The organism is Acetivibrio straminisolvens JCM 21531 (genome assembly GCF_000521465.1).
GTDB lineage: Bacteria > Bacillota > Clostridia > Acetivibrionales > Acetivibrionaceae > Hungateiclostridium > Hungateiclostridium straminisolvens.
This window is the reverse complement of the sequence record NZ_BAVR01000013.1, coordinates 44671-71657: the sequence shown is the minus strand read 5'-3', so window position 1 is coordinate 71657 and position 26987 is coordinate 44671. Positions and strand designations below refer to the sequence as shown.

The window sequence follows — 26987 nt, the reverse complement described above, 5'->3', positions numbered from 1 at the left end:
ATTAAAATATATTACATTTATCTTATAATTAATTCAGCAATTTAATTTAAATTTATTCAAAACAAATTGATATTGTGACTTTATCTATTCTACTTAATTGTATTCAACATACTATCAACCATATTACTTAAACCCGGATCAATTTTTACTGCTTCACTAAATTATTTTTCCTCTCTTTGAACACCTTCAGTTTCCCTATATATAAGCTCTATAAGATAATGCCCTATTTCAGGTTCAACCTCTACCAGCATTTGAGCATGTTCCAGTGCTTCATCATATTTTCCCTGGTAAACTTCAGCCGCAGATAAAATCCACAGAGTATCAGATAATATAGTCTTATCCTTAGGCCCAATTTTAATTATTTCCTCACCAACAATTTCGCACTCTGCCAGTTTTGCTCGTCGTAAAAATGACGGATTAATTTGCATTTTTCCAGTAACCGGTTCTGGCTATTGGTAAATCCGCAATAAAGCGATATGGACAAAAGCACAGCCATAACCGCTGTAAATGCCGTTCTCTTCTTTAAAGACCTTCGTGAAAAAGGAGTACCAACAACTCCCGAGGCCAAAAATCCTCCTATCAATCCTCCAAAATGTCCGAAATTATCAATCCTAGGAACTGAAAAACCGTATACAATGTTGAGTACAAGAGTCATCAATATACTTTTTCCAAAACCTCTTTTAAACAATGCCGGATGCTCAATTCCATAATAAATCAAGGCACCCAGCAGACCAAATATCGCCCCCGATGCCCCTACCGACGGTGCCATTGAGAAGATAAAGCTTGCTATACTGCCCATAAGCCGGCCATAATATATATAAACAAAAACCTTCCTCTTCCCATCAATCGCTCAACCGTAGTTCCCAGAATATAAAGAGAATAGGAATTTACCGCAAGATGTGTAATACCGTTATGTAAAAATACGGGAGTTAAAAATCTCCAGTATTCCCCCATCATTATAAGCGCATTTTCTTTTGCCCCAAAATCTATCAACAGGCTTGTCGCATCAACCTTTAGTCCTGGCATATATTTCCAAAACTAACCAAATAACAATATTAACCGCTATGAGAATGTAGGTTATCCATGGCTTTTCAGTTTTTATATCAATTTTATACTCCCTTTCTTTTTTATTCACCAATTCTTTGAAATCAACATTGCCGTAGTTACTGTCAAAGTCCTTGCTGAAAAAGTATCTGATTTGATTATCAATGCCGAAGTTTATACCGGGATATTTATAATACTTGAGAAATTCCTGCTTTTCAATATTTACACTCATGCAACACAAATGACTCCCATCAAATTTTTTATTATATTCCTCCGATGCTAAAATCTCCAGCTTCTCCTCAGACAAATCCGATGAAAACAAAAAAACTTTAAAATAATAGATGCTCACTTCCTTTTTTATCTGCATAAGTCTTGCTTTGGTCATTTCAAGTCCTGTTCTAATTTGCTCTCGAGAGAGCAAATCGCCGTTTACAAGTTCTGCAATGACATATCCTTCGGGACCGTATCTCTGAAGTACTGCCCTGCTTTCACTTACAATTACATCTCCCTTTTCATCTGTAACAGGAACATAGTTTCCTCTTTCAATCAATAATCTGCTCAGTATTTTTATAATCAATTCCGTGTTCTCCTTTCAATTGATAGACCTTATTACAATTATAAATTATTCTTTCTTATTTTCCTACATATCCATATTCATTATTTATTCTATTATTTTTTATCTTACCAACTGCAACGCAAAAAAACGATGATGATTTAAATTATGTAACCATCATCGCTTTTCAGTCTTAAAATACAGCAATTATGAACTATTCTTGCATCACAGTTTACATATATCGCGCAAAATATACCTCTACTATATCACGTTTTTAATTAAAATAAAGCGGTTTTTTGGGGTTTGTAATAATATTTTGAGTTAAAATAATTCTTTTAAGAGACAAGAATCAATACAAACTTTTGAACGTAAACTTAATCGGAATCCGTTATCGTGCGTAAAACTCTTCTTATATCTTCAAAACTAAATCCTTTGTGCTGCAAAAAAGAATATATTTTTCTTTCGATTTTAGGTTCTTTCATGTCATACTTACCAAATTTTTTTCTTATTAACCTTTCTATCACAACATCCTCGTCAAAATCCAACTCTTCCAATACCTGATTTGCAATTTCACCGGATACACCTTTTTGAATAAGCTCCATTCTCAACATTTTTTTAGATTTGGGTTTTAGCTTCATTCTATCATAGACATACTTTTGTGCATATATCATGTCATTTATATATCCCATGGATTTTAACTCGGTTACAACACTAAAAATTACATCCTCATCATATCCGTCTTTTCGAAGCTTCTCCGACAATACTGCTTCTGTCACATATTTATATGACAGGTATTTGATCGCTTTATACTTCGCACTTTTTTGAGTGACATTTTTTTTAATTTCTTCAATTTCATCACTTGACAACTCTTTTTTGTCATAAAGACATAACCGAAGATAGTCTTCTTCGGGTATTGAAAAAGCATATTCTTCGTCTATAAAAACAGAAAGCATCCCCCGGTTTTTCGTATCCTTTTGCACTGAAGTAATTATCATACATACCACCAATACATTATTCCTGAGAATGACAAAAAATCCTAACTATAATTATACTATAATGTAATTCATAAAATCTATATATGTTGCGAAAAAGAATTTCCATAAAACTGAATTTTTCGCAACATATAATGCCCAAAACAAGCGTAAAATTCTTATTATAAAATATATAGGTACATATCGTATGATATGCACCCAAACAACATTCCCGCCAAATTATACCCGGCCGGCATTATACCGTCTCTAATACTTACAAATTTTATTTTGTGAACTACTCTTCGTCTTCCAAATCTACTTCGTCATCATCAGTTTCAACGTGAGCATTAATACTCATCAGAAATGCTTGGTTATAGTTATCTCTGATTTTTCCTTCTATTTCTTTTAATATTTCAGGATTTTCTTTTAAGAATTGCTTTGCATTCTCCCTTCCCTGTCCAATCTTTTGACCGCTGTAGGAGAACCATGCGCCGCTTTTATTTACAATATCAAGATTTACCGCAACATCCAAAATATTTCCTTCTTTTGAAATACCCTGACCGTAAATAATATCAAACTCTGCTTCTTTAAAAGGAGGAGCAACTTTGTTTTTAACAACCTTAACCTTTGTCCTGTTTCCTATTATCTCATTTCCCTGTTTGATGGACTCTATCCTTCTGACATCAAGCCTTACAGAAGAATAGAATTTTAAAGCTCGTCCTCCCGGTGTGGTCTCAGGATTACCGAACATAACCCCTACTTTCTCTCTCAACTGGTTTATAAATATTGCTGTCGTCTTGGATTTGTTAATAACACCGGAAAGCTTTCTTAATGCCTGGGACATAAGTCTTGCCTGAAGACCTACATGGGCATCTCCCATTTCACCGTCAATTTCAGCTTTTGGCACCAAAGCTGCAACCGAGTCAATTACAATAACGTCAATCGCTCCGCTTCTTACAAGAGCCTCCGCTATTTCCAAAGCCTGCTCTCCGGTATCCGGCTGTGAAACAATAAGATTTTCTATATTGACTCCCAGGTTCTTTGCATACACAGGGTCCAAAGCATGCTCGGCATCTATAAAGCCGCTTCACCGCCTGCTCTTTGCGCCTCGGCAATAATATGCAAAGCAACTGTTGTCTTACCTGATGATTCAGGGCCAAATATTTCAACTATTCTTCCCCTTGGCACCCCTCCGACACCCAGTGCAATATCAAGTCCCAAAGCACCGGTGGGAATGGTCTCTATATTCATGTGGGTGTTCTCCCCCAGCTTCATAACCGCACCTTTACCAAACTGCTTTTCTATCTGTCCCAAAACCATCTCAAGAGCTTTCTTCTTCTCAATCATTTAATCATCCTCCTATATGTCGAACATGTGTTCTTAATAATTATACATTAATGCAACCATATAGTCAATAACTTTTGAATTATTTTACACAAAAAGGGTTTTATTTTTTTACTGTCTTAATAAGCTTTGATAAAACCAAATCTTTAAAATGTAATGCCTCCTCCACCCTAAGTGCGAGCACAGCAGCAAAATATATCAGTGCACCTAGAACTATCTGATAAAGCAAATTAAATAGCTGCATAACCTTGGTGCCGGTATCTAATGCAAAATAAGTGTTTGCAATAAAAAGAACCATTCCCATTATCAGAGCCGAAGGCACAACCTTCAAAAGAAATTTCAAAAGCCTGTCCAGATAAATTCCCTTCATTTTTTTACTGAGAATTGATAAGAGAAGAAAAGCATTTAACGCACTGGCAAGGGAATAAGCCAGGGCCATTCCCGCAACACCAAGACCGGTAAAATTATAAAACACAAGACTTAAAAGTATGTTAATTATTATAGTACTTCCCCCAATCAAAAGAGGGGTGAGAGTATCATTAATTGCATAAAAAGCCCTGTTTATTATAGTTACAATGGACTGGCTCAAAAGCGCAATGGAAAAAAACATGAGAACATTTCCCGCAACGCTTACAGCTCCCTCATCAAAACGGTTTGTAAATTTAAATATGGTTCTGATTACCGGCTCTCTTAGCACAATAAAGCCGACACCGGACGGTATGGTGAAAAACAATACTGTTTTAATACCCTTCATAAGAGTACTCTTATACTCATCCACTTCTCCCCTCGCAATATTTGAAGACAGCGAAGGCAGCATAGCTATACCCATGCCTTGGGCAAACACCCCATAGGGAAGCTGCCAGGTTCTGTCTCCGATATTCAGTGCAGTTGCCCCGCCAACACCAAACAATGTTGCAAAGGTGCCGGTGATTACCGCATTTATCTGTACAGTGGCCGAGGATATCAAAGAAGGTACGGCAAGCTTGAAGAGCTTCCTTGAGCCCTGATGCTTCAGATAGAATCTAAATCTGTAAAATTTAAGATTTTTCACAGCAAAGGACAACTGAAACAAAAAGTAAATAAGTGAACTTGCCATTACCCCAAAGGCGACGCCTCTTACACCCCATTTGCTGCTACTAAATACAATTATGCTCAAAGCGCTTCCAATGTTGTAAAGCGACGGTCCGTATGCTGCTGCGGCAAACCTGTTGTAGGAGTTTAAAACCCCGTTGCAAAGTCCTGCCATCATAAGAAAAGCAACCGAAGGAAAAAGTATTCTTATAAGGTCAATAGTGAGCTGTTTTTGGGCATCGGTCTCAAACCCCACAGCAATGAGCGAAACCAACTGGGGCGCAAAAAAGATTCCCAAAAAGCACGCTATAACCATTGCAACAATAACAACATTTATAAACGTGCCCACCACTTTCCATCCCGTCTCTTCATCATCTTTGGCAATATAACCGGACAAAATAGGTATAAGGGCTGCAGATACTGCACCTCCAACCAGCATGTCATACATTAAACCGGTGATTCTGAAGGCAATAGTATAAGCATCCCCCTCTTCATTAACCCCTATCAGGTTCGGTACCAGCATTTCTCTTAAAAAACCAGTGATTCTGCTTACTACTATAGATGACATGACAATAAGAGCAGCACTGGTAAGTTTTTTATTCTTTTCCAAATGTATATCCTCCCAGATTCTTCTCTCGTCCTTTATTGTTTTCTTCTGACTTTTTATTAATAATAGAAAACGTTTTTATCCTTTCATTTTCATAACATATTTTCTTATCATATCAAAAGCATTAAGCGACGTCATGTTTCTTATTCTTATTCTGTTTCCGGTTAGCCTAAGCTCCCTTGTTTCCGTTCCCGAATTATGGGCAAGGGCAATATAGATCAAGCCCACCGGTTTTTCATCAGTGCCTCCGTCAGGACCTGCAATCCCCGTAACCGCAATCCCTATATCCGTTGATGCAATTTTCTTTACACCTTCGGCCATCTCGATTGCTGTTTGACTGCTGACAGCACCGTACCTTTCCAAAGTTTCAGGCCTGACCCCGAGGTTTTCTATCTTGGATTCGTTGCTGTAGGATATAATACCCCTTTTAAAAACCTTTGATATCCCCGGAATATCGGTAAGCCTTGTAGAAATCAGCCTCCGGTACAGGATTCGGCAGTTGCTATTGTAATGTTGTTGTCAAGAAGCATTTTTGATGCCACAAACTCCAGTTCTTCATTTTCCGTGCTGTACAGTGCATCCTTGAGCCTTGAAGCTATCTCATTCTGCAAAGGAAGTATTTCGCAAAGTCCCTCGTCCTCTTTCTTTGATTTCGCGGTGAGCCTTACAGTCACCTGTCCATCCTTTGCATATGTTGCTATGGTAACCCTCTCCTGCTTGTCGATTAAATCCATAATCAACTCTTCAAGCTGGGATTCCCCTATTCCAAACACCCTTAGATATTTTGACACTATCCTGTATTCCGATTTTTCCCTAAGGTATGGGATAACAGTATCATCAAGCATCGGTATCATCTCCGGCGGAGGACCGGGAAGCATTACCACAATCTTTCCATTGTTCTCAACAATGCAGCCCGGAGCTGTGCCGTTATTGTTTTCAACCACTATACACCCCTCCGGAAGATATGCCTGCTTGACATTGTTGTCCGTCATTTTCCGGTTTATCCTGTTAAAAAAAGTTTTTATCCTTTCAAGGCTCTCCTCGTGTAAAACAAGCTTTTTTCCCAAAACTTCCGAAACAGTTTCCTTTGTAATGTCATCCTGAGTAGGGCCGAGTCCTCCGGTCATAACCACAAGATCGCTCCTTTTTAGTGCTGCAAGAAGACTGTCTTTTAGCCTTATGGGATTGTCTCCCACCACACTGTGATAATACACATTCACACCAATATCGTTGAGCTTTTTGGATATGTATTGGGCATTGGTATTTGCTATCTGCCCCATTAAAAGCTCAGTTCCAACTGCTAATATTTCTGCATTCATAAAAAACTCCTTAAATTTAAACTTTTTGTAACTTATTATATCAATTCGTGTAGTAAAATAAAAGTAATGAAATAAGTTTAAAACAAAGATTTTAACAGCATACATAATACCAATAAAATCTTCGCAGAATTCAATTCTTTCACATATAAAACTTACAAAAGTTAATGACTTAGAATCATCAAGTAGGGTATAATATTACTAATTATTAAAGAGATATTCAATAGGGAGGAAAAGTATGAACAGCAATAGAGTGATTAAAAAAGTAACTGTTATCGGAGCAGGATTTGTGGGTTCTACAACCGCATATACACTAATGCTCAGCGGACTTATCTCTGAAATTGTACTGATAGATATAAATGCAAAAAAAGCTGACGGCGAAGTTATGGATCTAAACCACGGTATGCCTTTTGTAAGGCCTGTGGACATTTATCGCGGCGATTATAAAGACTGTGCAGGTTCCGATATAGTGATTATTACTGCCGGTGCCAACCAAAAAGAAGGTGAAACGAGAATCGATCTTGTTAAACGGAATACCGCGGTCTTCAAAAGCATTGTAAGCGAAGTTGTGAAATACAATAACGACTGTATTCTTCTGGTAGTAACAAACCCGGTAGATATTTTAACCTATGTAACTTACAAATTATCCGGTTTTCCCAAAAACAAAGTAATAGGCTCCGGAACTGTTTTGGACACTGCCCGATTCCGTTATCTATTAAGTGAGCACGTAAAAGTGGATGCAAGGAATGTGCATGCCTATATTATTGGGGAGCACGGCGACACCGAAGTTGCTGCCTGGAGTCTTGCAAATATCGCAGGAATTCCCATGGATCGCTACTGTGACGATTGCCATCAGTGCAAAGAACAGATTTCGAGACATGAAATATATGAAAGTGTAAAAAATGCAGCCTACGAAATCATCAACAACAAAGGCGCAACCTACTATGCCGTAGCCCTTGCCGTAAGAAGAATCGTTGAAGCAATTGTAAGAAACGAAAACTCAATACTTACCGTTTCGAGCTTTCTGGAGGGACAATACGGCCTTAGTGATGTATGCCTCAGTATACCCACGATTGTAGGTATGAACGGTATCGAAGAAATATTGAATGTTCCTTTTAGCGAAGAAGAAATTCATCTTCTCAGAAAGTCAGGAAATACTTTAAAAGAAATAATAAAAACACTGGATATATGAAAGTTCTCCTTTTCTTTTAGGAAAAGGAGAACTTTTTCATTGATAAATATATTATTTGGTATATAATTTGTAGTATGGAATCCGTTTTTAAAAAATAGGAATTTATGTATCGGGGGAAAAGTTATGGAGAAATCAATTGAAATTTTAAATAAAATCGTATCAAATATTGAGAAGGTCATTGTAGGAAAAAAGAAATCCATTCAACTTATATTGCTGTCTCTCATCTGCGATGGGCATGTTTTGATTGAAGATGTACCTGGTGTGGGTAAAACCAGCATCGTATCATCTCTTGCAAAGTCTGTGAATGCTTCATTTAAAAGAATACAGTTTACACCGGATACTCTTCCTTCAGACATCACAGGTTTTACCATGTACAATCAAAAGGAAAGTAAATTCGAATATCATCCCGGAAGCATTATGAGCCAAATAATACTTGCAGATGAAATAAACCGAACCTCTCCTAAGACGCAGGCAAGTCTTCTTGAAGCAATGGAAGAAAAACAGGTGACCGTTGACGGTGTGACATACAATCTGCCCAGACCTTTTATGGTGCTGGCAACTCAGAACCCCATAGAATATCTCGGCACTATCCCCTTCCCGAAGCACAGCTGGACAGGTTTTTTATGAAAGTTTCCATAGGTTATCCCGAGAAATTTGAAGAATCGGAGATACTCTCAAGATTTCATGACGAAAACCCTATGGAATCCCTAAAACCGGTGGCCGACAGCAGCGATATACTGAGCATCCAAAATGATGTTAGAAAGATCTACGTTGACAAATCTATCAACAATTATATAGTTGAAATTGTAAGCCGGACACGTTCCCATTCCGATATAAGCTTAGGTTCAAGTCCCAGAGGTTCCCTTTCATTATATAGGGCTTCACAAGCATGGGCTTTATACAATGAAAGAGATTTTGTAATACCTGAGGATGTAAAGCTCATGTCAATACCTGTGCTTTCCCACAGGATTATACTAAAGCAGGAAGCAAGGCTTAAGAAAATATCATCTGAAGAAATAATTGATACTATAATAAAATCTGTTAGTGTTCCTACGGTGAATAAGCATGGTAAAAAATAGAATTTTGTATTCAATTTTATATGTTGCGTCTTTGCTATTTATATATTTCTATGGGGGTAAGATTCCTTATATGCTGTTTTACACTGTTTTTCTGCTGCCCTTTGTCTCCATAGCCATTACATCTATTGCTTTTGTCAGATTTAAATATATCCAGGAGATTGACAAACGTCGTGTTATGAAGGGTGATGAAGTAAACTACACCTTAAAAATAAACAATGAAGATTTTTTTCTCTATCCATACATTAAAATTAATTTTCATAATAGCGACACAATTTTTGCAAACCAATTTGAGTCAAAAAGCTTTTCTCTTCTTCCTTTTAAGAAAAAAACTTTCAGCTACAAGCTTTGCTGTAAATACAGGGGAGATTTTTTAGTTGGAGTAAAAAGCATAGAATTTGAAGACTACCTGGGTATCGTGAAATTTACCCACGAACCCATTTCCACAAAGAATGTTACAGTATTTCCCCGTCTGGTAAAGCTGGACAGCATAAAGCTTAAAACAGACTATCTGTCGGAGTCTCATGCCCTGTCAAACAGTCGGATTGAGAATACCATGACCTTTTCCGACACAAGGAAATATATATATGGCGACAGCATAAAGAAAATACACTGGAAGCTTTCTTCAAAAATGAACGAACTTCTTGTAAAAAACTTTGAAAGTACATCCCAAGTAAGCTCGGTGATTTTACTGGATATTAATAAAAACAGCTATTCCTTTGAGCAAAACTCTGTAATTGAAGATATGCTTATTGAGGCTTCTATCGCTGTAACTTATTATTGCCTTAGCAACTGGATACCGATAAATCTTGTATATTACAGCAAAGGATTTATCGATATCGAGGCAAAAAATGCGTTGGAATTTGAAGAAATCTACAACATTTTATCCGGTATTAAATTTGAAAATGATATGAATATAAAAGACGTGCTCAGTATTTATGTAAAAAACAACATTCTTAAAAGGACCTCGATACTTCTTTTTACGTCTAATTTAAATTATGAGCTCTATGACGAAATTTACAAAACAAAACTTATGGGTTATGACATCAACCTGGTTTATGTTTCTTCGGAGTACATTGTAAATACCGTTTCTTCCGAAGTAACCAGCATATTAAATGAGCTTTTGGAAATTGGAGTTATGGTTTATAAAATAAAAACGGAAGATGACATAAAAATGTCCTGGAACACAGATAGAACATTTTTGCAAAAGGTGAGGCGATTCAAAACATGGATACCAAAAGATTGCTTGATTATTTTGCCAATTTCATTCTGGCAGCTCTAATGAGCTTTAGCCTGGTTTATCCCCTTACTACCACACTTAGTTTTCCTTATTCGTCTTTTTATATCTTGGGGCTAGTAACTTTCATTCTTTTTATATATTCGGTGCTGTTTGCAAACAGGTCCGTCTCAAAAATTAGTGTACCGATAATAATATCCTCTCTGGCGGCAGGTACTATATTCTTAGCTGCCAAAGGAGATTTGGTATATATCATTCAACCCTTCGAATGGCTTATTAAATATATTAATGACGAGGTTTTACTTCCGGACAACTACTTCCCTTTTTTCATCACCGTCTTCCTTGCTGTGTCGCTGACACTGCTTGTATTTATATTCACTATAAAAAAATTCAACTTTATAATTATTGCATCAAGCGGAGCAATTATTTTCGTATCCCAGTGGATACTGGATTTCTTCATGCCTCATGCTTATATATCTTTCTATACCTTTGTTGCATCAATACTCACCTACTACTTAATGCATATATACAAAAAAAAGTGCTTGGAAAGCTCAAATAACGATTTTACCAGCATCGGGATTTATAATTGGAATCGCCCCCATATGCATCCTCATAGTCTTTCTGACAAATTCAATACCTGTAAGATCCAAACCCATCGAATGGAAATGGTGGATGACAAACTCAACAGCTTTTACAATCAATTTTGGTTAAGCATTCACGGCAAAAACCCCCTCGGCTTTGACTCAGATTATTTTTCCTTTTACTCCACCGGATTTGAAAATGATGAGAATTTAGGCGGAAATATTAATCCGAATGATATTAAGATAATGGAAGTTACAACCGACCGAAGTATTTATCTTAGAGGCCGGGCATGCGATTTATACACAGGAAACAGCTGGACCAACTTACAATTAGTCAATAGTTCTATAGACAGTTTAAACAAAATGAGCCTTGACATAATAGAAATGAAAACGGGCTTACCCCTTCTTGCCAGCAAAGCAGACCCAGACGGCAACATATATGAATTTGCGGAAACCGACGAAATTATTCCCGACATTATTTCAAAACGCAATGTGAAAGTAAAGTACACGAATATAAGAACCAAATCCCTTTTTGTACCGTTAAAGTCGGAAAACTTTATATTTTCACCCAACATAGACGATATAGTATTAATTAACCAAGATGGCGTATTTACCTCCGATAAATTTTTAAATATGAATTTCACCTATTCCTTTGACAGTTATAGTCTGAACACTGCCAGCGAAGATTTCAAAAAACTTCTAAGGCAAAGTACCCGCGGCCTGTACAGCCTTGAGCTAAACAGACTGACCGATGAAACCTATGAATATTTCTACAGCGAGTACTTAAAGGAACTCTTGGATGAAGCGGAAAGATTTCATCATTCGGAACTTTGGAAAACAACATATGAATATTCATTAAAAAATATAATAAGAAATGCTCCGGAAGATATGGCTTTAAGTGACCTGTTATATGAATATCTCGTTACTGTTTTCATAGATGAATGGAATCTTGACGGCATTTTTGGCAACGAAAATCTAAAACACTATATCAAATTTAGCGTTAACGAACTTAACGATTCAAAATATGTAAAAAAACTGTATGAGCTAAAATCATTAAACTCCAATTCAGGTTATATTTACGATACTTATCTCAAGATACCTTACGAGATGCCTAAAAGAGTAAAAGACCTTGCCCTATCAATAACCGACAGCGAAACCAATAATTTTGACCGGGCAAAAGCAATTGAAAAATATCTTTCGACAACCTTCAGCTATACACTGACTCCGGGAGATTCACCAGCTGACAGGGATTTTGTAGATTACTTTCTGTTTGATAAAAAGGAAGGCTATTGCGTGTATTTTGCCTCTGCCATGGTAATTCTTGCACGCAGTATAGGACTTCCTGCCCGGTATGTTGAGGGATTCGTTCTCCCTTCAAAATCAAAAGGAAATGTGTATGAAATTACAAATAGACAGGCTCACGCCTGGCCGGAGATTTACTTTGAGGGATTTGGCTGGGTTGCCTTTGAACCGACTCCTGTCTATCAGCAAGATTTGTTTTACAGTTCCGGAGGCTTTGTACACAACACAAGCGGAATGATTCCTCAAACCGCTAACGATTCTCAAAATCAGAATAACGATGAAGGCAACAAGCCTGACATGGCTCCCCAACCTGTTCAAAGCCAAAATCCGTTTATTATTACCGTCTTGATTATAGTCTTGACATTACTGGGCTTTGTTTCTCTGGTGCTGATTATCATCGGTATCAATAAAATCAGGCGAAACCGCAAGCTTAAGTCCATCTTAAATATGCCGCCTAAAGAGGCAGTAATAAAATTGTACGAAATATACCTAAATCATCTTTTATACCAGTACATGCCTGTACGTTCGGGAGAAACCCCGCTTGAATATGCCAAAAGGCTTGACAATTATGGTTACTTTGCACCAGGAAAGTTTATCGATGTTGCTACCGTATTTGTAAAAGCCAGATACAGCCGCAATGAAGTAACCGAAACAGACAGGACTTGTGTTTTGAAATTTTATGAGCCCATGATTTCAAAAACACGAAGCTCCATGGGACGCATAAAATACTTCTTATTTGCACATATACTTGGAAAGATATGAAATTCTCCGATTGTCAAGAGACTATAGAGTCTTACTTTAAAGCCTCTATAGTCTCTTAACTTATAACTTCTCCATAAACTTTTCTCAAAAGACGGACTTTAAAAGAAGGTCTTTTTGGGCACTATAACCATTGCAACAATATAAATAATAATACCGGCGAAAAATCCGGTGAAAACGGTACCTACCACAGTAATAAGCCTTATGAGAGTAGAATCAATCTCGAAATATTCAGCAACCCCTCCACACACTCCGCCAATAATTTTATCTGAATCCGAAAGATACATTTTCTTCATAAAGGATCCTCCTCCCAAATTTTATCAGTATAGCAAACCGGTATTTTATACCGCATAGTGCTATTATATAAGTACGCCAAAACATTTATTTTGTCTGAAAAAAGACACCGGAAATTTTTCTCCGGTGTCTTCTTATCGGTAAAACTTTATTCATACAGAGGATATTTATCGCAAAGAGCCTTTACTCTTTCCTTTACGGCATCTTTTGAATTTTCATAATCAGTTATAGTGAGGTTAATCAGATCTGCAATCTCAACATATCCTCTTCCTTCATTCCCCTTGCTGTAACAGCCGGTGTACCTATTCTGATACCGCTGGTAACAAACGGACTTTCAGGGTCAAAAGGAATTCCGTTTTTATTTACGGTAATGTATACTTCATCAAGAATATGTTGAACGTACTTGCCTGTAAGACCTTTATTTCTCAAATCAACCAGCATAAGATGGTTGTCCGTTCCTCCCGAAACAAGGTTGATACCTTTTTCCATCAAGGAGTTGGCAAGAGTACTTGCATTCTTTACTATCTGTTTCTGATATTGTTTGAATTCATCGGTCAACACTTCAGCAAAACTTACCGCTTTTGCTGCAATAACATGCATCAACGGACCACCTTGTATTCCAGGGAATACAGCTTTGTCAATCATTTTCGCATACTCATTGCTGCACAGTATAAGTCCGCCCCTCGGACCTCTCAAAGTCTTGTGAGTGGTAGTAGTAACAAAGTGGGCATAAGGAACAGGATTCGGATGAAGTCCTGCAGCAACAAGTCCTGCTATATGGGCAATATCCACCATCAAATATGCGCCAACTTCGTCTGCAATATCTCTGAAAGCTTTAAAATCAATTATTCTGGGGTATGCACTGGCACCTGCAACTATAAGTTTGGGCCTGTGCTCCTTTGCAAGCTTTCTCACTTCCTCATAGTCTATCCTGCAATCTTCCTGACTTACTCCATAGGATACAACATTGAAATACTTTCCGGACATATTTACAGGGCTTCCATGGCTTAAATGGCCCCCATGGGAAAGGTTCATTCCAAGAATCGTATCCCCGGGATTCAGAACTGCAAAAAACACAGCCATGTTTGCCTGAGCTCCTGAATGAGGCTGAACATTTGCATGCTCTGCTCCGAATATTTTTTTAGCCCGTTCAATAGCAAGATTTTCAACAATATCAACATATTCACAGCCGCCGTAATACCTTTTTCCCGGATATCCTTCAGCATATTTGTTGGTGAGCGGTGTACCCATTGCTTCTATTACCGCTTTACTGACAAATTTTCAGATGCAATAAGTTCTATCTTATTTCTCTGACGATTAATCTCAAGTTCGATTGCCTTTGCAACTTCGGGATCGATTTTCGATACTTCTTTCAAACAATACATAAAAAACCTCCTATAAATTAAGGGAACATAAAATTCCGATTAATATGAATTAAAATAACAGAAAAAGCCAAATCCAAAGGATTTGACCTCCGAAAAGACTGGCAAAAAAGGAGTCCCAAACTATATTAGCCCATAAAAATAAAAACACTTCTCTGTCCTTTTGCCTGAGAGATTTCTGAATCGTCCTCTACGGAACCATTCATTTGCCCCTTCGGCGCCTTTACGGTCTCTCCAGAGGTGCGTCCGGCCATGGTCACAAACCTGAAAGTATCACTCCTTCGGTGCATCGGAATATCTCCAATGACTCTCCCATGACAATCATCCGCTTTATTCACTTAACCAATAAAATTATAATAATAATTTCCTACTATGTCAACAACTATTTTCGACAAACGCGCGGCCAAAGCATAAACATTATCTCTACCCAAGACCTTTAAAATTAATTTTCTGCAAAATCAAACCAAAAAATCAAAACCGGAATAAGCTTTGATTTTCAAGCTATCCCGGTTAGTGTTTAAATATATAAGAATATGCTTTTGGAAATGACTTTACTTCAGGATTTAGCTCTGTATGCCAAATCCATATCTATCTATACAGGGTCGTTCCAATAACCGCTTGATATAACAACGCGTTCTCCCGATAAATTCAGCTTCCGGTTAATGCCTTGCTCATAACAAAGCACTTCTCCTGTCTCTATATCACTTATTTTTATCCATTCTATCTTCCAATCGTCGCTTCCTTTTTTATAGAATTCAAAGGATTTGATAGAAGACTTTTGAACCCTTCTAGGCAGATTAATATTGAAAGTGTCGACATCTCCTCTTTCAAAATCATTGTGCCAATCCGTATTAAGATAAACTTTGTGTTCGCCGTCGTCAAATTTTATCTCCATATATACATTATCATCAGTTCCGGACCACAAATCGTTGCTTGTTTTTATCACTACCTGAAGCCTGCATATTCCCAAACCCTCGTCCCTATTTATAAAATTGTCCATGTATGTCCTGTCAAAGGGAACAAGGGTCCACGCCGATGTAACTTTTCCGCTAAATCTGTGATGAGCCAGACATATTCCGGTTCTACGATCACACACAGTTATATGTTCAGGCTTCCAATCACTTCCACCCCTCTTTCTTATATAAAAATTCTTAATTTCATTATAATCTATAGGGTTGCGAATTTGAAAGGGATATGTATCGAGATCTCCCCTTTCAAAATCATTGTAAAAACTTTTATCGAGCACATGTTCCACATTTCCCTGAGTTGTCTCCATTTTAAATATAACATCTCCGTCCGTTCCCGAACCAAAGTCACTGCTGGTTTTGATAGTAACCATAAGCCAGTTATGGTAGTTACTCTTGTAGCCCCATCTTGCAATTGGCAATATGCATCCTCAAGATGTTCTAATACACCTATTTCAATGGTCTTTCCACCATCCAGCGTAATATTGGATGCTTTTGCAAGCATGATACCGGTTCTTACATCAATTACATATATATTCTCTGCTTTCCATTGGTTACTGCCTGCAAGACGAAGGGTAAAAGACTTTATGCTTGATATAGGCACCACCGACGGCAGAATATGGTGTACACGCGCACAACTTCCCGGTATTGTCAGTCCCACCAGTCCACTATTCAATTGTATTTCAAAGTCCTTATCTTCCATATTATTGCTTGTTTTCAAACCAAAGAATACCTTGCTTGTAGTACTTGCGTTTCCTGACTTTGCAGTCGTGGCAACAACCATAATCTCATGCAATGACCACTGTAAGGTGTGCTTGTGAAGCTTAATCTCCGTTTTCTCGCAATCAGGCTCGCCTGCCTTTGGTTTTTCATAATACTTGTCTATTATTTTGTTTATGTTGTCAGTTCCGATAAGGCATAGTTTCCCCATGTTCAAACAGCGTTTAAATTCGGGAAACGGCTGGTCAAAGCAGTCATTCTTTTTCCAGAATTCGCCCCATTCCTTCTCCAATTTTTGCTGAAGATTATTCATTCCCAATGAAAGGAAGAGCTTTGCAGGATTGGCGAAATGCTCTTTAATGCTTTCAATGGCCTCATCATAGTCATCTATATATTTCGGGTCTCTGCCGGTAATATACGCCGCAATGGGACGAACATAAGGAAGGAGTATTTTGTCCTCAATAATATCTTCAATCTCTTCACTTATTACATCAATGAAAGGGATTGATAAATCAGAGAACAGTCTTGCAACTGAAGAAAAGAGTTCCCAAGTATTTCTTGCCTCTTCCGAACTACACAAATAATTAGCCAGCAAATCAATAAAATCCGGTTTATAGTCAGACCATGCTTCCGAGAAACCTTTGTCGATTATTCTCTGCGTAAATTCGCCCCAAACCCTAAGCCATCTTTCAATATACTCTCCTCTTTCCGTAATATCAGTGAGGGATACCGATCCCCCTTGAGCATTTTCTTCGAGAAGCCTCTCATAATAGAATACAAAACGCTCCAAAAAGTTGAAATCTGTAAATTTCCCTTTCGACACCCCGCTTTTTCCTTTCAATGCATTTGTTTCCTCTATAGCGCCCCGCGTTGCAAAACAGGTTCGAAGAAAGCTTATAGGAATGTCAATGCGGAAATCATCCTCAGAATGGTCGTAGCTTATTAAATTATCCAGATGAGTTTCTATTGCGAAATGTATAATGATAATTCTGATTTTTTGGAATATGGGGTTATCCAGACTTATTTTTTTCCAATCATCAACCGCTTCCAAAATGCTGGAGATTTCAGGGAATGGACCGCCGGCATAATCATTTACATAATCGTGTGTAAACATATCACCAGCATAATGTATCATATATCCCAGATAAAAAGCCAACGCTTCATTAAAATCATTATCTGCCGGGGAGTAGGTTAAAAGCTTCTCTTGCATATAGGGAAGCCATTTGCCCGAATCTCTCGGGTGTATCCCCCCCTGCCCTTCAAAAATATCAGGAAAGAAGTCCGGTCCTACTGCACCGCCGCGAAAATATGTAGGACAATTTTTATAGCTCTATAAAACATATCCGGTACTTTGTATTCTTTTCTTACCATCTTTCCGTTCTCGTACTCTTCAAGATAAAGGCACCCATTGTTTTTTATCAGTTCATCTCGAAGTAAATTTGCCGACAATATATGCCCTTTTGGTTTCATATGTACACCTCCATTTATTTAGTTTTTTACTTATCGAATCCCATTAGTTTTGCAAAGAAATTGTTTTTTATTCCGTTATTTTTATTAAACCAGAATTCTTCGTTTTCCCATTGTCTAAAGCCCACTCTATCCGATTCACGTTTATTGGCATCTAAACTGTACAGCGAATCAACCACTTTAGAATCGAGCGGTACACTTTTTGCCCGGGTTGATTTCCGGTTATCTAGAGAGGCCCCCTTTTTTTGAAACATCTTCTTAACCGTTTCAATTTCTTTTTCGCATTGCTCACGACTGTCAAATTCCACACTGCTTGCCAGTAGCTTTCCGTTTCCAGCATACACGTTAAAATAATACAGATTATTTCTCTTGCTTATCACTACCGAACCTTTTTTGTTAACAAGAGCAAGTTTCAAGGTCAAAATACCTTTAGCAGCACTTCGACGCTCCTTATACGAATCTGATTTCATAATCAACTGCCCCTCCGGTGTATGAATCGTAAAATAGTAGCTACCTGCGGTACTTTCTTCTCTTACAACTGCAACCCAACTACTCATAATTCCTCCTTTCTGCCTTCTCGGCAAATTAGATATGATTAAATATACTCTGGGAAAGCTAAGAAACTTGATTTGATAGTGTTTTCAAAAACAAGAACAGTTAGATTTTTAATTCCTTAGAAACTTTATTATATTGCTAAAAAATATTATTTTATGATATTACAAGACTTCAGTTTAAAGAAAAATTTTTGAGTTGTGAAAAAATTTTCTTGGATTGCAAAGTTATGCTTTATTGCTATTATATGAATCGTTTTGTCAAACCTTATATAACTCATCCGAACCCGGCTCACAAATATCAATGACTTGATTATCCTCATAAACAAGCTTTCTATCCAAATCGGCTGTTATTTTTCCGATAATAGCCGCCTCTATTCCATTATCTTCAAGCTCTTTTACAAGTGCAGGACCGTCTTTGCAGGTTATTATCATACAACCGCTTGATATAAGCTTTAAAGGATCAATTCCATAAACTTTGCAGATTTTTTGTGTTTCATCTTTCACAGGAACTTTGGTTTTATATACCACAGCTCCGGTTCCCGAGGCTTCTGTCACTTCCCATACAGCTCCTAGTATACCTCCCTCGGTCACATCGTGCATTGAATTTACTCCAAAGGATCCCGCTATAATTCCTTCCTTGAGCACACTTACGTCATTTATAAAAGCTTTAGCCCGTTCCACAGCATTCGCACCAATTATGCCTACCAGCTCTTCTTCTCTGTCATGGGCTATAATAGCCGTTCCTTCGATACCCGCAGCCTTGGTAACAATAATATCGTCTCCAGGCTCTGCCCCCGATGTGGTAACCAGCTTATCCTTTAATACCTTTCCTACGGCAGTACTGATTATAACTATCCTGTTTACGGCAGTAGTTATCTCGGTATGCCCCCCAATAATATCGACATTCAAAGAATTGGCAGTATCGATAATCTGAGTCATGACACTTTCGATATCCTTTTCTTCGGTACCTTCCGGTGCAAGAATTGTCATAAGAAGGCCTAACGGCTCGGCACCGCACGAAGCGACATCATTGCAGGATACATGCACGGCAAGGCGCCCCACCTCGCTAACAGCACCTGTAATGGGGTCGGACGACAGAACGCAAACATCCTTGCCGAAATCCACAGCACAGCAATCCTCGCCTACCTTTGGTCTTATGAGTATCTCTTTTCTGTTCGCCCTAATCTTATTTATTATCAGTTCCGTTAATACACTGTTCGGAACTTTACCTATCTCCATATTTACCTCCGCTGCAACTCCGTCGACAAGTTAACTTGTATAAAAATACTAAAGTTTGTACACTTTACACAGGCTAATTCCACGTAAAAAATCTATATTATTTACAATAACCATTTTACATTGATTTTGGATATTAAAAATATATACATTGATTTATATGTTGAGAAAAGTTCAGCTTCTATCCTGAAAAGGCAGATGCTTTAACTGCTTTTGCAAAATCTTTTTTGCAATATATCTATGTTTATATAAGTATATCATAATTTTTAACAAATATAAAGATCTAATTTATCAAAAAATGAAATTTTTACCCTTTTTCCTTGGCTTCCTTTGCCAAACGGTACTGCTCCCTGGTATTATCCATCAATGTTTTATTTGCTCTAGCTTCAGGAGAGCTTATTACCTTATTGAACCAAGATATGGCATCGTCATATTTTCCCACACGCCGGTTCAGCTCTGCAATCAGATACATACATGTATACTGATCAAGCTTCCCCACAGGAAACGTTTCACTTTCATAGGTTTCACTATAGTACCTCAAAGCATATTTTAAAAATTCTATCTCACGCTCATCCTTTTTCATTCTATAGAGCCATGCGATTCGTAAGCATACTTTTGCAAACTCAATCGGTTTTGCGCTGGTCTTGCAAAGGTTATAAAGCGCAAGTTTAAAAGCTTCCATGGCTTTTTCAATATCCCTTTCCCCACAGAAGCTTCTAGGTTTCCAATACTTAGAAATATTTTCTTTTACTATCTTTGCCTCAATCGGCGAAATATTTTCAAATCTTTCTTGCTGTGCCGCATAACCGCAGTGTTCGCAAACCCATACATCATAGAAAAGCGGATTTACATTTTCATAATAAATGCAAAAATCCGAATCCCTGGATGCAATAACACAATCCTTTGATTTAACTTTTGTAACCTCAATTTTATTTTGACATACAGGACATACTACAGTTTTGTTATACAGTGAATCAAGCATTAATTCATCCCTCTTTTTTATAGTTTATTATCCGTCTTCCGCAACATCGTTGTTACTCGGGCCTACTCTTTTGCGGCCTTGTACCGGTTTGTAAATATCTTCGGATATTTTTTCTCTTTCAATTAGTTTATTGCTTTCATAAGTTTCCCTGTAAACCACCACTTTCATACCCTGTACCGGTTCTCTTTCAACTTCGACCGCTCCTTTAGGCAATGTATTGTCGACAATTATCTCATCTGCCGGAGGAGACATACGCTCTACAACAACAGATTTCAGCCTTACATCACGCTTAGAATCACTTTTTGCTCCAAGCAGCTTTATGACTATCTTGTTTCCGACAACCGACGCGCTTATAAGGCAGGCACGGTCTGTGTTATTCCTAAATTTAAAATCAATATAGCCTTCCGATATTGTCGCATCCTGCCCGGGTTCCACATAACCTAAAGGCATTGAATGCTTCACCCTCTCAACACATCGAGCTTTGCCTTGAGCACTGCAACATACAGCGTAGTCGTAACCTGACATACACCTCCTCCGACTCCTTCAATTAAACGGCCTTTAACAATAACAGGTGCATCTTTATAGCCGTTTTCTTTTGTTCTTGTCCCTAAAGAGGCATCCATGGAAAATATCTCACCGGGAAGCAATATTTTATTATTGATTCTTTCGCATGCAAGTTTAATATTATGACTTCTATTAACATTGGATAAATTAAAAACAGTAGAAAAAGAGGAAATTACCTCCTCAATATGAGAAATATCTTTGTACAAAACTCTCGGATAAATCTTTTTGACTTCAAGTTCAAAAGACGATAAATCTCTCCTTAATAATTTATTTTCTAATAAATCCACATTTTTGTCAACTTCCATAAATCGTCCAATAATCTCTTTATCAAACACAATTTTGCCGTTTTGATAGGTTACAGTTGCATTCTTCGCATTTTCATCCACTTGCTTTTTGATGCTGGTAATATACTCCTCAAGCTGTGATTTCGAAAAGACCACTTCCGCAAGAACATTCTTTTTATTAGACTTTAGGCCCCTTATGGTTTTAAGCCTATTAAAAACTCCGCCCTCTCTTCCTATTGAATAGGCTCTTTCTATTGCCTCATCCACAAGAAAGCCGTAGGATATGTCCGAAAGTCCAATCTTCCATGACATGTCTTCGTAGTTTAGTAAAAGACTGTTTCCATACACAATCCCGTCAAGTTTTCTTTTTACCTGCTCCTTTGCCTCGTCAATACTCAGCCCCGAGACATCTATCCCTTCAATGACGACACCATCGTAAAAGGTTTTTCTGTTTAAGACAACCATAATACGGATTGAAACAGCTAAAGTTATAAGCAGAAAGCTGCTTACTGCAATGATTAAAATTTTATTTTTGTTTTTTGATAAAAAATTAAGCAACATATCCATACCTTCTATGCCAATTGATTCTATCCTTCAATCGAACATCTCTTTATATAGATATTGTTGCTTGTTGATATATTATTACATACATTTCAAACTTTATTTTTTAATTTTGCTTTAATCCCCGGTTATTGTCAAAACTTCAGCATTTTCCACTGCTTTGCTTATCAAATCTTCCATATCCAGCTTGCTTTCCGAAATAAGTATTTTTTCCATCTTCGGCTTGGTAGTAGGATGCTTTGCAACAAAAACCGTGCAGCAATCCTCATAAGGAAGAATCGATGTCTCAAAAGTGCCGATTTTTCTGGCAATATCTATGACCTCATTTTTGTCCATACCTATCAGGGGCCTGAAAACCGGGAGACTTACCACTGCATTTGTAACCGCAAGACTTTGCATTGTCTGACTTGCAACCTGTCCGACACTCTCTCCGGTCACAAGAGCCAGAGCCCCTGTCTTTTTGGCAATTATTTCGGCTATTTTCATCATCGCTCTTCTCATAATTATTGTCAATTCTTCATGGGGGCATTTTTCATTTATCTCCAACTGTATATCGGTAAAAGGTACAATATGAAGATTTATTTTTTGGCAGTATGAAGCAAGAATTTTTGCCAGTTCAATAACCTTCTCTTTTGCCCTTTCGCTAGTGTAAGGATAACTGTAAAAATGCACTGCCTCTATTTCAACACCCCTTTTTCCTATCATCCAGCCGGCCACAGGACTATCAATACCTCCCGAAAGCAAAAGCATTGCCTTTCCGTTGCAGCCAAGGGGCATTCCGCAAACCGCCGGTATTATCTCCGAATAAATATACGTAAACTCCCTTACTTCCACATACAAAATAAAATCTGGTTTTTTCACATCAACACTGAGTCTGGGAATATTTCTCAAAATATGTCCTCCCAATTCCCTGCTTATCTCGGGCGAATCCATGGGAAAACGCTTATTTCCCCTCTTTGTCTCAACTTTAAAGGTTTTATATCCTTCCCGCTTTATGAGATCCTTCACCATGATTACAGAATACTCTTTTATAACTTCAAAATCCGAATCTATCTTCCACACCGGACTTACGGATACGATTCCGAAAACCTTTGATAAGAGCTTTAAAGCTTCATCAAAATCATAATTTTCTTCCTCAGGCTCAATATATATCCTTGCTTGCGATCTGGTAATAGACACCTTGCCCAGCTTGTGAATAGCCCTTTTTATGTTACTTACGAGCTTACTCTCAAATATAGGCCTGTTCAAGCCTTTCAAAAGTATTTCACCATATCTTACCAAAATAACCTTCTTCATTTTCTTCCTCCACGTTTTATTCTAATTTTCGGCAAAATATCTTTAATAGCCTCCACGGTCTTTATTATATCCTCTTCGGTGTTGAAGGACGAAAAGCTGAACCTAATCGCCCCTTCAATTATTTCAGGCTTAATTCCCATTGCTTTTAGCACATGGCTTAAAACCTGCTTTCTGGAAGAGCAGGCTGCACCTGTTGACACAAATATATTCTTTGTCTCCAAATGGTGAAGCAGCACCTCTGCACGGACATTCAAAAAAGAGACATTCAGAATATAAGGCGATGCTCCTTCGGGAGATATCACAACCACATCCTCAACCTCTCTCTTCAGCATGTCTAAAAGCAATGCTTTTAAATTCTCACAGCGCCCGGCACTTTCCTCTATTGTCCTAAAGGTTATATCAACCGCAGCCCCAAAACCACAGATTCCCGGAACATTTTCAGTACCGGATCTCAACTGGCTCTCCTGCCCTCCGCCAAAGATAACCGGTTTTAGTTTTATGTCACGGCTGGCGTATAAAGCCCCTACACCCTTAGGTCCGTGAATCTTGTGGGAGCTCATGGTCAAAATATCAATTCCCTGTTTTTTGGGAGCAATTTTTATCTTTCCGTATGCCTGAACCGCATCCACATGCAGCACTATATCCCTGTTTAAACTGTTTTTTATCTCTGCGATCTCTTCAACAGGCTGAACCGCACCAGTCTCATTATTAATATAAATTACACTTATCAAAGAAGTCTCTTCATTTATTTTTTTTCGCAAATCATCAACAATCACTATACCGTTTTTGTCAACATCTATAAAATCAACTTTGTATCCGTATTGGGATAAGTTGTTATATACTTCCATAACGGAAGGATGCTCAATCTTTGTGGTAATAATATGCTTTCCCTTTCGGGGATTTGCATAAAGATATCCGGAAATAGCAAGATTATTGGCTTCGGTTCCGCCGGACGTAAAATAAATCTCATCCCTTGATACTCCCAAAGATTTTGCAACAATCTCCCTCGCGTTTCTCACCATTCGTTCGGCTTCAATCCCTTTGGTATGTAGTGAAGAAGGATTGCCGTAAACATTCATGCTTATATGAGTTACAAACTCTATAACCTCATCATACGGCCTTGTAGTGGCACTGTTGTCAAGATAAATTTCCCTGCTCATCTCAATTCCTTTCCTTAGTCTCATTTAACTTACTGTATTTTATAACACTTCAGTTCATCATTAAGACTTACACTTTAGAATATTCTAACATACAATATATAGTTTAACCAATAAAATCTGCAATTTTAAAAGAAATATTAAAAAATTGCATATAAAAAAGTCCTTCCGTAAAACCGGAAAGACCGATTTCCTCATATGAAAAATTATCTATAATCCGAATCGAGCCATTTTAAGTAGTGATAAAGGCATTTTAAGTTATTCTCCGATATACCCCTTATCTCAATACCGTATTCAAAATAATCCCTCACCTTGTTTTTCCTCACTACTGCTCCACTGAAAACAAGTTTGTTCGTCCTGTCCAGTAAAATTTCCACCTCAAGAACATCTTCCGTCGTAAGCTGATCGTTGCAATTTATCTTTATGCCTCCGGAGCTCATGTTTTTGACAACGGCAAAAACAAGCTTGGAAGTACCGTATACTCTGATATTGGCCATAAGGCTTACATAAAATCTCTCATGCTTTCTCAAATCATTTAATTTTTCAACTTTGTTTATCTTCACATCAACAAGCAGAGGATTTATATTATAAACGTAGTTAATACTTCCATCCATTACATAAAGTTCATTGGTATTGGAATAGTTTACGACAACGTGATCACCGGGAAAGAAAAGGGTCTCTTTCACAATATCCTTTGCTTCTACCTTTATTGTATCGTCTTTTTTTGCAAGAACTTCGGCATTTATGTATTCAAACATTTTAAAATGTTTTATGTCAACTCCAGAACCTGGCTTAATGACTTTTGTATGACTTCTGATTCCTAAGACGTTAAACAGTCCGGTACCCCCATCCAGATTATACTTTGTCATATTTCCACTCCTTCCGAGTTGAATTCCAAACGTCAATAATAACTACCATCAAGAATTACAATTTCAGACTTATGATAAATAAACTTTACACCCATTTTCCCCAAAACAGACTTAAAGAAATAAAACCTCATAGAATGTTTATTTCACAATAAACCAAAAACTATTAAAACACTTGGGATAAATAATGACAGAAAAATCTTCATAGTTTAATTATATCATTATTTACTTTTAAATTACAGACTATTATTGAATTTTTTAAGAATAGTAATATTTTATAAGAAAATCGTAAAATAGTACTCGAATGCCTCTTTATTTTTTATAAATGCTGTGTTATAATAAATATATAGTTCAATATTTCCTCCCGAAAAAGGTATAAGGAGATATAAACTGTGACTTATGAAACAGGGCAAAATCACTGAAAGGTGATGACGCAAAGCCGTGGGTCTAACGTTTTAAATTAATAATTTAAAGCTATGATTGCCAGGCTGCCATTAAAAGTCCTGTTTAATCTCTTTAAAATAAATTTTAATAGGAAATAGGTCATAAGATATTTCCTTATACCGCCCTTTTTTTTACACTTTACACTGTCAAGGTCTTAATAAAATCCAGCTTGTTGTAATTCTTCTCCAGTCTATCCCTCATATATCTTTGCGACACTCTGCCAAGTTCCTCCAAAACATTTCCGGATACCTCGAAACTGAACAAAGCGTTCATTTTACTGTGCACTATATAATTTAATGCTTTTGCAGCACCTTCTGATATCCTTAATGCTCCTTTATCCTTTTCCCCGCACTTGGTACATAAAAAACCGCACTTTAAAAAGCTGAAACACATACTGTCAAAGACGGTGCTTCCGCACTCAGTGCAGCTACTCACCCATGGTGCATATCCAATCATCGAAAGAAGTCTTAACTCGAATATTCTTACTATTTGCAACGGGGACTTATCCGTTTTCGAAAGCATATGCAATGAGTTTAAAAAAAGCTGCAGCAACCTGCTTGCAGCTGATTCTCCAAAATAACGTCATTTACTATATCTATCATATGGGCTGCATATGTCAACCTTGTAAGATCGTTTCGAATATCATAAAATGACTCTATAACATCACAACTATTGACAGAATACATATCCTTACCTTTAAAAAGCACGAATTCACTATAGCACAACAACTGTGTCCCTGCAACCAGGTGACTTTTCGGTCTCCTTGCACCTTTTGCTAAAGCAGACATCTTTCCCTTGTTTTTAGAAAATATAGTTATTATCCTGTCAGCTTCTCCTGTATTAACTTCTTTTATAACTATTCCTGATGTTTTTAAATAACTCATTCTCTATATCCCTCTAATGATGAGTACTTGCAACCTCATCCCTTGCTATCTCGGTCTCTCTTACAGCTTTAGCTTTTTCTTCTATTTCTTTAAAAAACATATATGTTGTAATATCTCCTGTATTTTCAAAAGCCTTCCATGCAAACTCTTTCAACATAAATGCATTCCCCCTTATTATTTCTTGATAATAATTAGGTTACACTAAAAATTTATTTGTATACTTTGAAAATTTATCATATAATTTCTACCCGGGAACCACACTTATGTAACAGCTTGAA

General features: G+C 37.4%; 17 protein-coding genes, 9 pseudogenes and 3 riboswitches. Of the genes and pseudogenes, 4 read left to right on the top strand and 22 right to left on the bottom strand.

What is annotated here, in order from left to right; all coding sequences use genetic code 11:
* Window positions 1-358: 358 nt before the first annotated feature.
* The 6 genes and pseudogenes from JCM21531_RS20775 to JCM21531_RS05410 form a co-directional block, all read right to left on the bottom strand.
* A pseudogene (locus JCM21531_RS20775) lies at window positions 359-954 on the bottom strand (rhomboid family intramembrane serine protease).
* Between the two features lie 52 nt (window positions 955-1006).
* Complete coding sequence (locus tag JCM21531_RS20770; RefSeq protein WP_243467268.1) at window positions 1007-1621, bottom strand: hypothetical protein; 615 nt, start codon at window positions 1619-1621, stop codon at window positions 1007-1009.
* A 350-nt stretch (window positions 1622-1971) separates the two neighbouring features.
* Complete coding sequence (locus tag JCM21531_RS05425; RefSeq protein WP_038288043.1) at window positions 1972-2592, bottom strand: regulatory protein RecX; 621 nt, start codon at window positions 2590-2592, stop codon at window positions 1972-1974.
* A 271-nt stretch (window positions 2593-2863) separates the two neighbouring features.
* A pseudogene (gene recA, locus JCM21531_RS05420) lies at window positions 2864-3915 on the bottom strand (recombinase RecA).
* A gap of 100 nt (window positions 3916-4015) precedes the next feature.
* Window positions 4016-5593 carry a murein biosynthesis integral membrane protein MurJ gene (gene murJ, locus JCM21531_RS05415; protein WP_038288041.1) on the bottom strand — a complete coding sequence of 526 codons (1578 nt, stop codon included), beginning with the start codon at window positions 5591-5593 and terminating at the stop codon, window positions 4016-4018.
* A gap of 75 nt (window positions 5594-5668) precedes the next feature.
* Window positions 5669-6909: pseudogene (locus JCM21531_RS05410) on the bottom strand (competence/damage-inducible protein A).
* 235 nt (window positions 6910-7144) lie between these two features.
* Here JCM21531_RS05410 and JCM21531_RS05405 point away from each other — a divergent pair.
* The 4 genes and pseudogenes from JCM21531_RS05405 to JCM21531_RS05390 all read left to right on the top strand — a co-directional run bounded on the left by JCM21531_RS05405 (window position 7145) and on the right by JCM21531_RS05390 (window position 13056).
* Window positions 7145-8098 carry an L-lactate dehydrogenase gene (locus JCM21531_RS05405; RefSeq protein WP_038288038.1) on the top strand — a complete coding sequence of 318 codons (954 nt, stop codon included), beginning with the start codon at window positions 7145-7147 and terminating at the stop codon, window positions 8096-8098.
* 123 nt (window positions 8099-8221) lie between these two features.
* Window positions 8222-9177, top strand: a pseudogene (locus tag JCM21531_RS05400) (AAA family ATPase).
* A 70-nt stretch (window positions 9178-9247) separates the two neighbouring features.
* Window positions 9248-10456 (top strand): DUF58 domain-containing protein, encoded by a 1209-nt coding sequence (locus JCM21531_RS05395; RefSeq protein ID WP_243467267.1) that lies wholly within the window; start codon window positions 9248-9250, stop codon window positions 10454-10456.
* Window positions 10402-13056 (top strand): DUF4129 domain-containing transglutaminase family protein, encoded by a 2655-nt coding sequence (locus tag JCM21531_RS05390; protein ID WP_243467266.1) that lies wholly within the window; start codon window positions 10402-10404, stop codon window positions 13054-13056. Before JCM21531_RS05395 ends, JCM21531_RS05390 begins: the two co-directional genes overlap by 55 nt.
* 98 nt (window positions 13057-13154) lie before the next feature.
* Here the strand turns inward: JCM21531_RS05390 and JCM21531_RS05385 are convergent, their stop codons facing one another.
* The 16 genes and pseudogenes from JCM21531_RS05385 to JCM21531_RS18250 all read right to left on the bottom strand — a co-directional run bounded on the left by JCM21531_RS05385 (window position 13155) and on the right by JCM21531_RS18250 (window position 26866).
* Entirely contained in the window at window positions 13155-13349 is a 195-nt protein-coding gene (locus JCM21531_RS05385; RefSeq protein WP_038288036.1) for a PspC domain-containing protein, read from the bottom strand.
* Between the two features lie 146 nt (window positions 13350-13495).
* Window positions 13496-14732, bottom strand: a pseudogene (gene glyA / locus JCM21531_RS05380) (serine hydroxymethyltransferase).
* A 150-nt stretch (window positions 14733-14882) separates the two neighbouring features.
* A riboswitch (glycine riboswitch) is annotated at window positions 14883-14969 on the bottom strand.
* Between the two features lie 3 nt (window positions 14970-14972).
* A riboswitch (glycine riboswitch) is annotated at window positions 14973-15054 on the bottom strand.
* 267 nt (window positions 15055-15321) lie between these two features.
* Complete coding sequence (locus tag JCM21531_RS05370; protein ID WP_243467265.1) at window positions 15322-15825, bottom strand: PLAT/LH2 domain-containing protein; 504 nt, start codon at window positions 15823-15825, stop codon at window positions 15322-15324.
* A gap of 48 nt (window positions 15826-15873) precedes the next feature.
* Window positions 15874-16068, bottom strand: a pseudogene (locus JCM21531_RS24325) (PLAT/LH2 domain-containing protein); the annotation flags it as partial.
* Window positions 16069-17408: 1340 nt separating this feature from the next.
* Window positions 17409-17681 (bottom strand): annotated as a pseudogene (locus JCM21531_RS24320) (zinc dependent phospholipase C family protein); the annotation flags it as partial.
* Window positions 17682-17701: 20 nt separating this feature from the next.
* Window positions 17702-17884, bottom strand: coding sequence for a hypothetical protein (locus tag JCM21531_RS05360; RefSeq protein WP_038288030.1), 183 nt, complete (start codon window positions 17882-17884; stop codon window positions 17702-17704).
* A gap of 26 nt (window positions 17885-17910) precedes the next feature.
* The gene (locus JCM21531_RS05355; RefSeq protein ID WP_038288028.1) at window positions 17911-18438 is read right to left on the bottom strand and encodes a YegP family protein; all 528 of its coding nucleotides are present in this window, start codon (window positions 18436-18438) and stop codon (window positions 17911-17913) included.
* 255 nt (window positions 18439-18693) lie between these two features.
* Window positions 18694-19674 (bottom strand): AIR synthase family protein, encoded by a 981-nt coding sequence (locus JCM21531_RS05350; protein ID WP_038288027.1) that lies wholly within the window; start codon window positions 19672-19674, stop codon window positions 18694-18696.
* A 304-nt stretch (window positions 19675-19978) separates the two neighbouring features.
* Window positions 19979-20653, bottom strand: a complete 675-nt coding sequence (locus JCM21531_RS05345; RefSeq protein WP_038288026.1) for a DUF2225 domain-containing protein — start codon at window positions 20651-20653, stop codon at window positions 19979-19981.
* 27 nt (window positions 20654-20680) lie between these two features.
* On the bottom strand, window positions 20681-20905 hold the full coding sequence (locus JCM21531_RS20760) for a G5 domain-containing protein (RefSeq protein ID WP_243467270.1): 225 nt from the start codon (window positions 20903-20905) through the stop codon (window positions 20681-20683).
* A gap of 120 nt (window positions 20906-21025) precedes the next feature.
* Window positions 21026-21813 (bottom strand): annotated as a pseudogene (locus JCM21531_RS20755) (VanW family protein); the annotation flags it as partial.
* Between the two features lie 366 nt (window positions 21814-22179).
* Window positions 22180-23358, bottom strand: coding sequence for a tRNA uracil 4-sulfurtransferase ThiI (gene thiI / locus JCM21531_RS05335; RefSeq protein WP_038288024.1), 1179 nt, complete (start codon window positions 23356-23358; stop codon window positions 22180-22182).
* On the bottom strand, window positions 23355-24518 hold the full coding sequence (locus JCM21531_RS05330) for a cysteine desulfurase family protein (protein ID WP_038288021.1): 1164 nt from the start codon (window positions 24516-24518) through the stop codon (window positions 23355-23357). The genes thiI and JCM21531_RS05330 overlap by 4 nt, the downstream gene beginning before the upstream one ends.
* A gap of 203 nt (window positions 24519-24721) precedes the next feature.
* Entirely contained in the window at window positions 24722-25384 is a 663-nt protein-coding gene (locus JCM21531_RS05325) for a PilZ domain-containing protein (protein WP_038288019.1), read from the bottom strand.
* 395 nt (window positions 25385-25779) lie between these two features.
* Window positions 25780-25877, top strand: a riboswitch (cyclic di-GMP riboswitch).
* 86 nt (window positions 25878-25963) lie between these two features.
* Window positions 25964-26709, bottom strand: a pseudogene (recO, locus tag JCM21531_RS05320) (DNA repair protein RecO).
* Window positions 26710-26722: 13 nt separating this feature from the next.
* Complete coding sequence (locus tag JCM21531_RS18250) at window positions 26723-26866, bottom strand: YqzL family protein (RefSeq protein WP_094184738.1); 144 nt, start codon at window positions 26864-26866, stop codon at window positions 26723-26725.
* Between the last annotated feature and the right edge of the window lie 121 nt (window positions 26867-26987).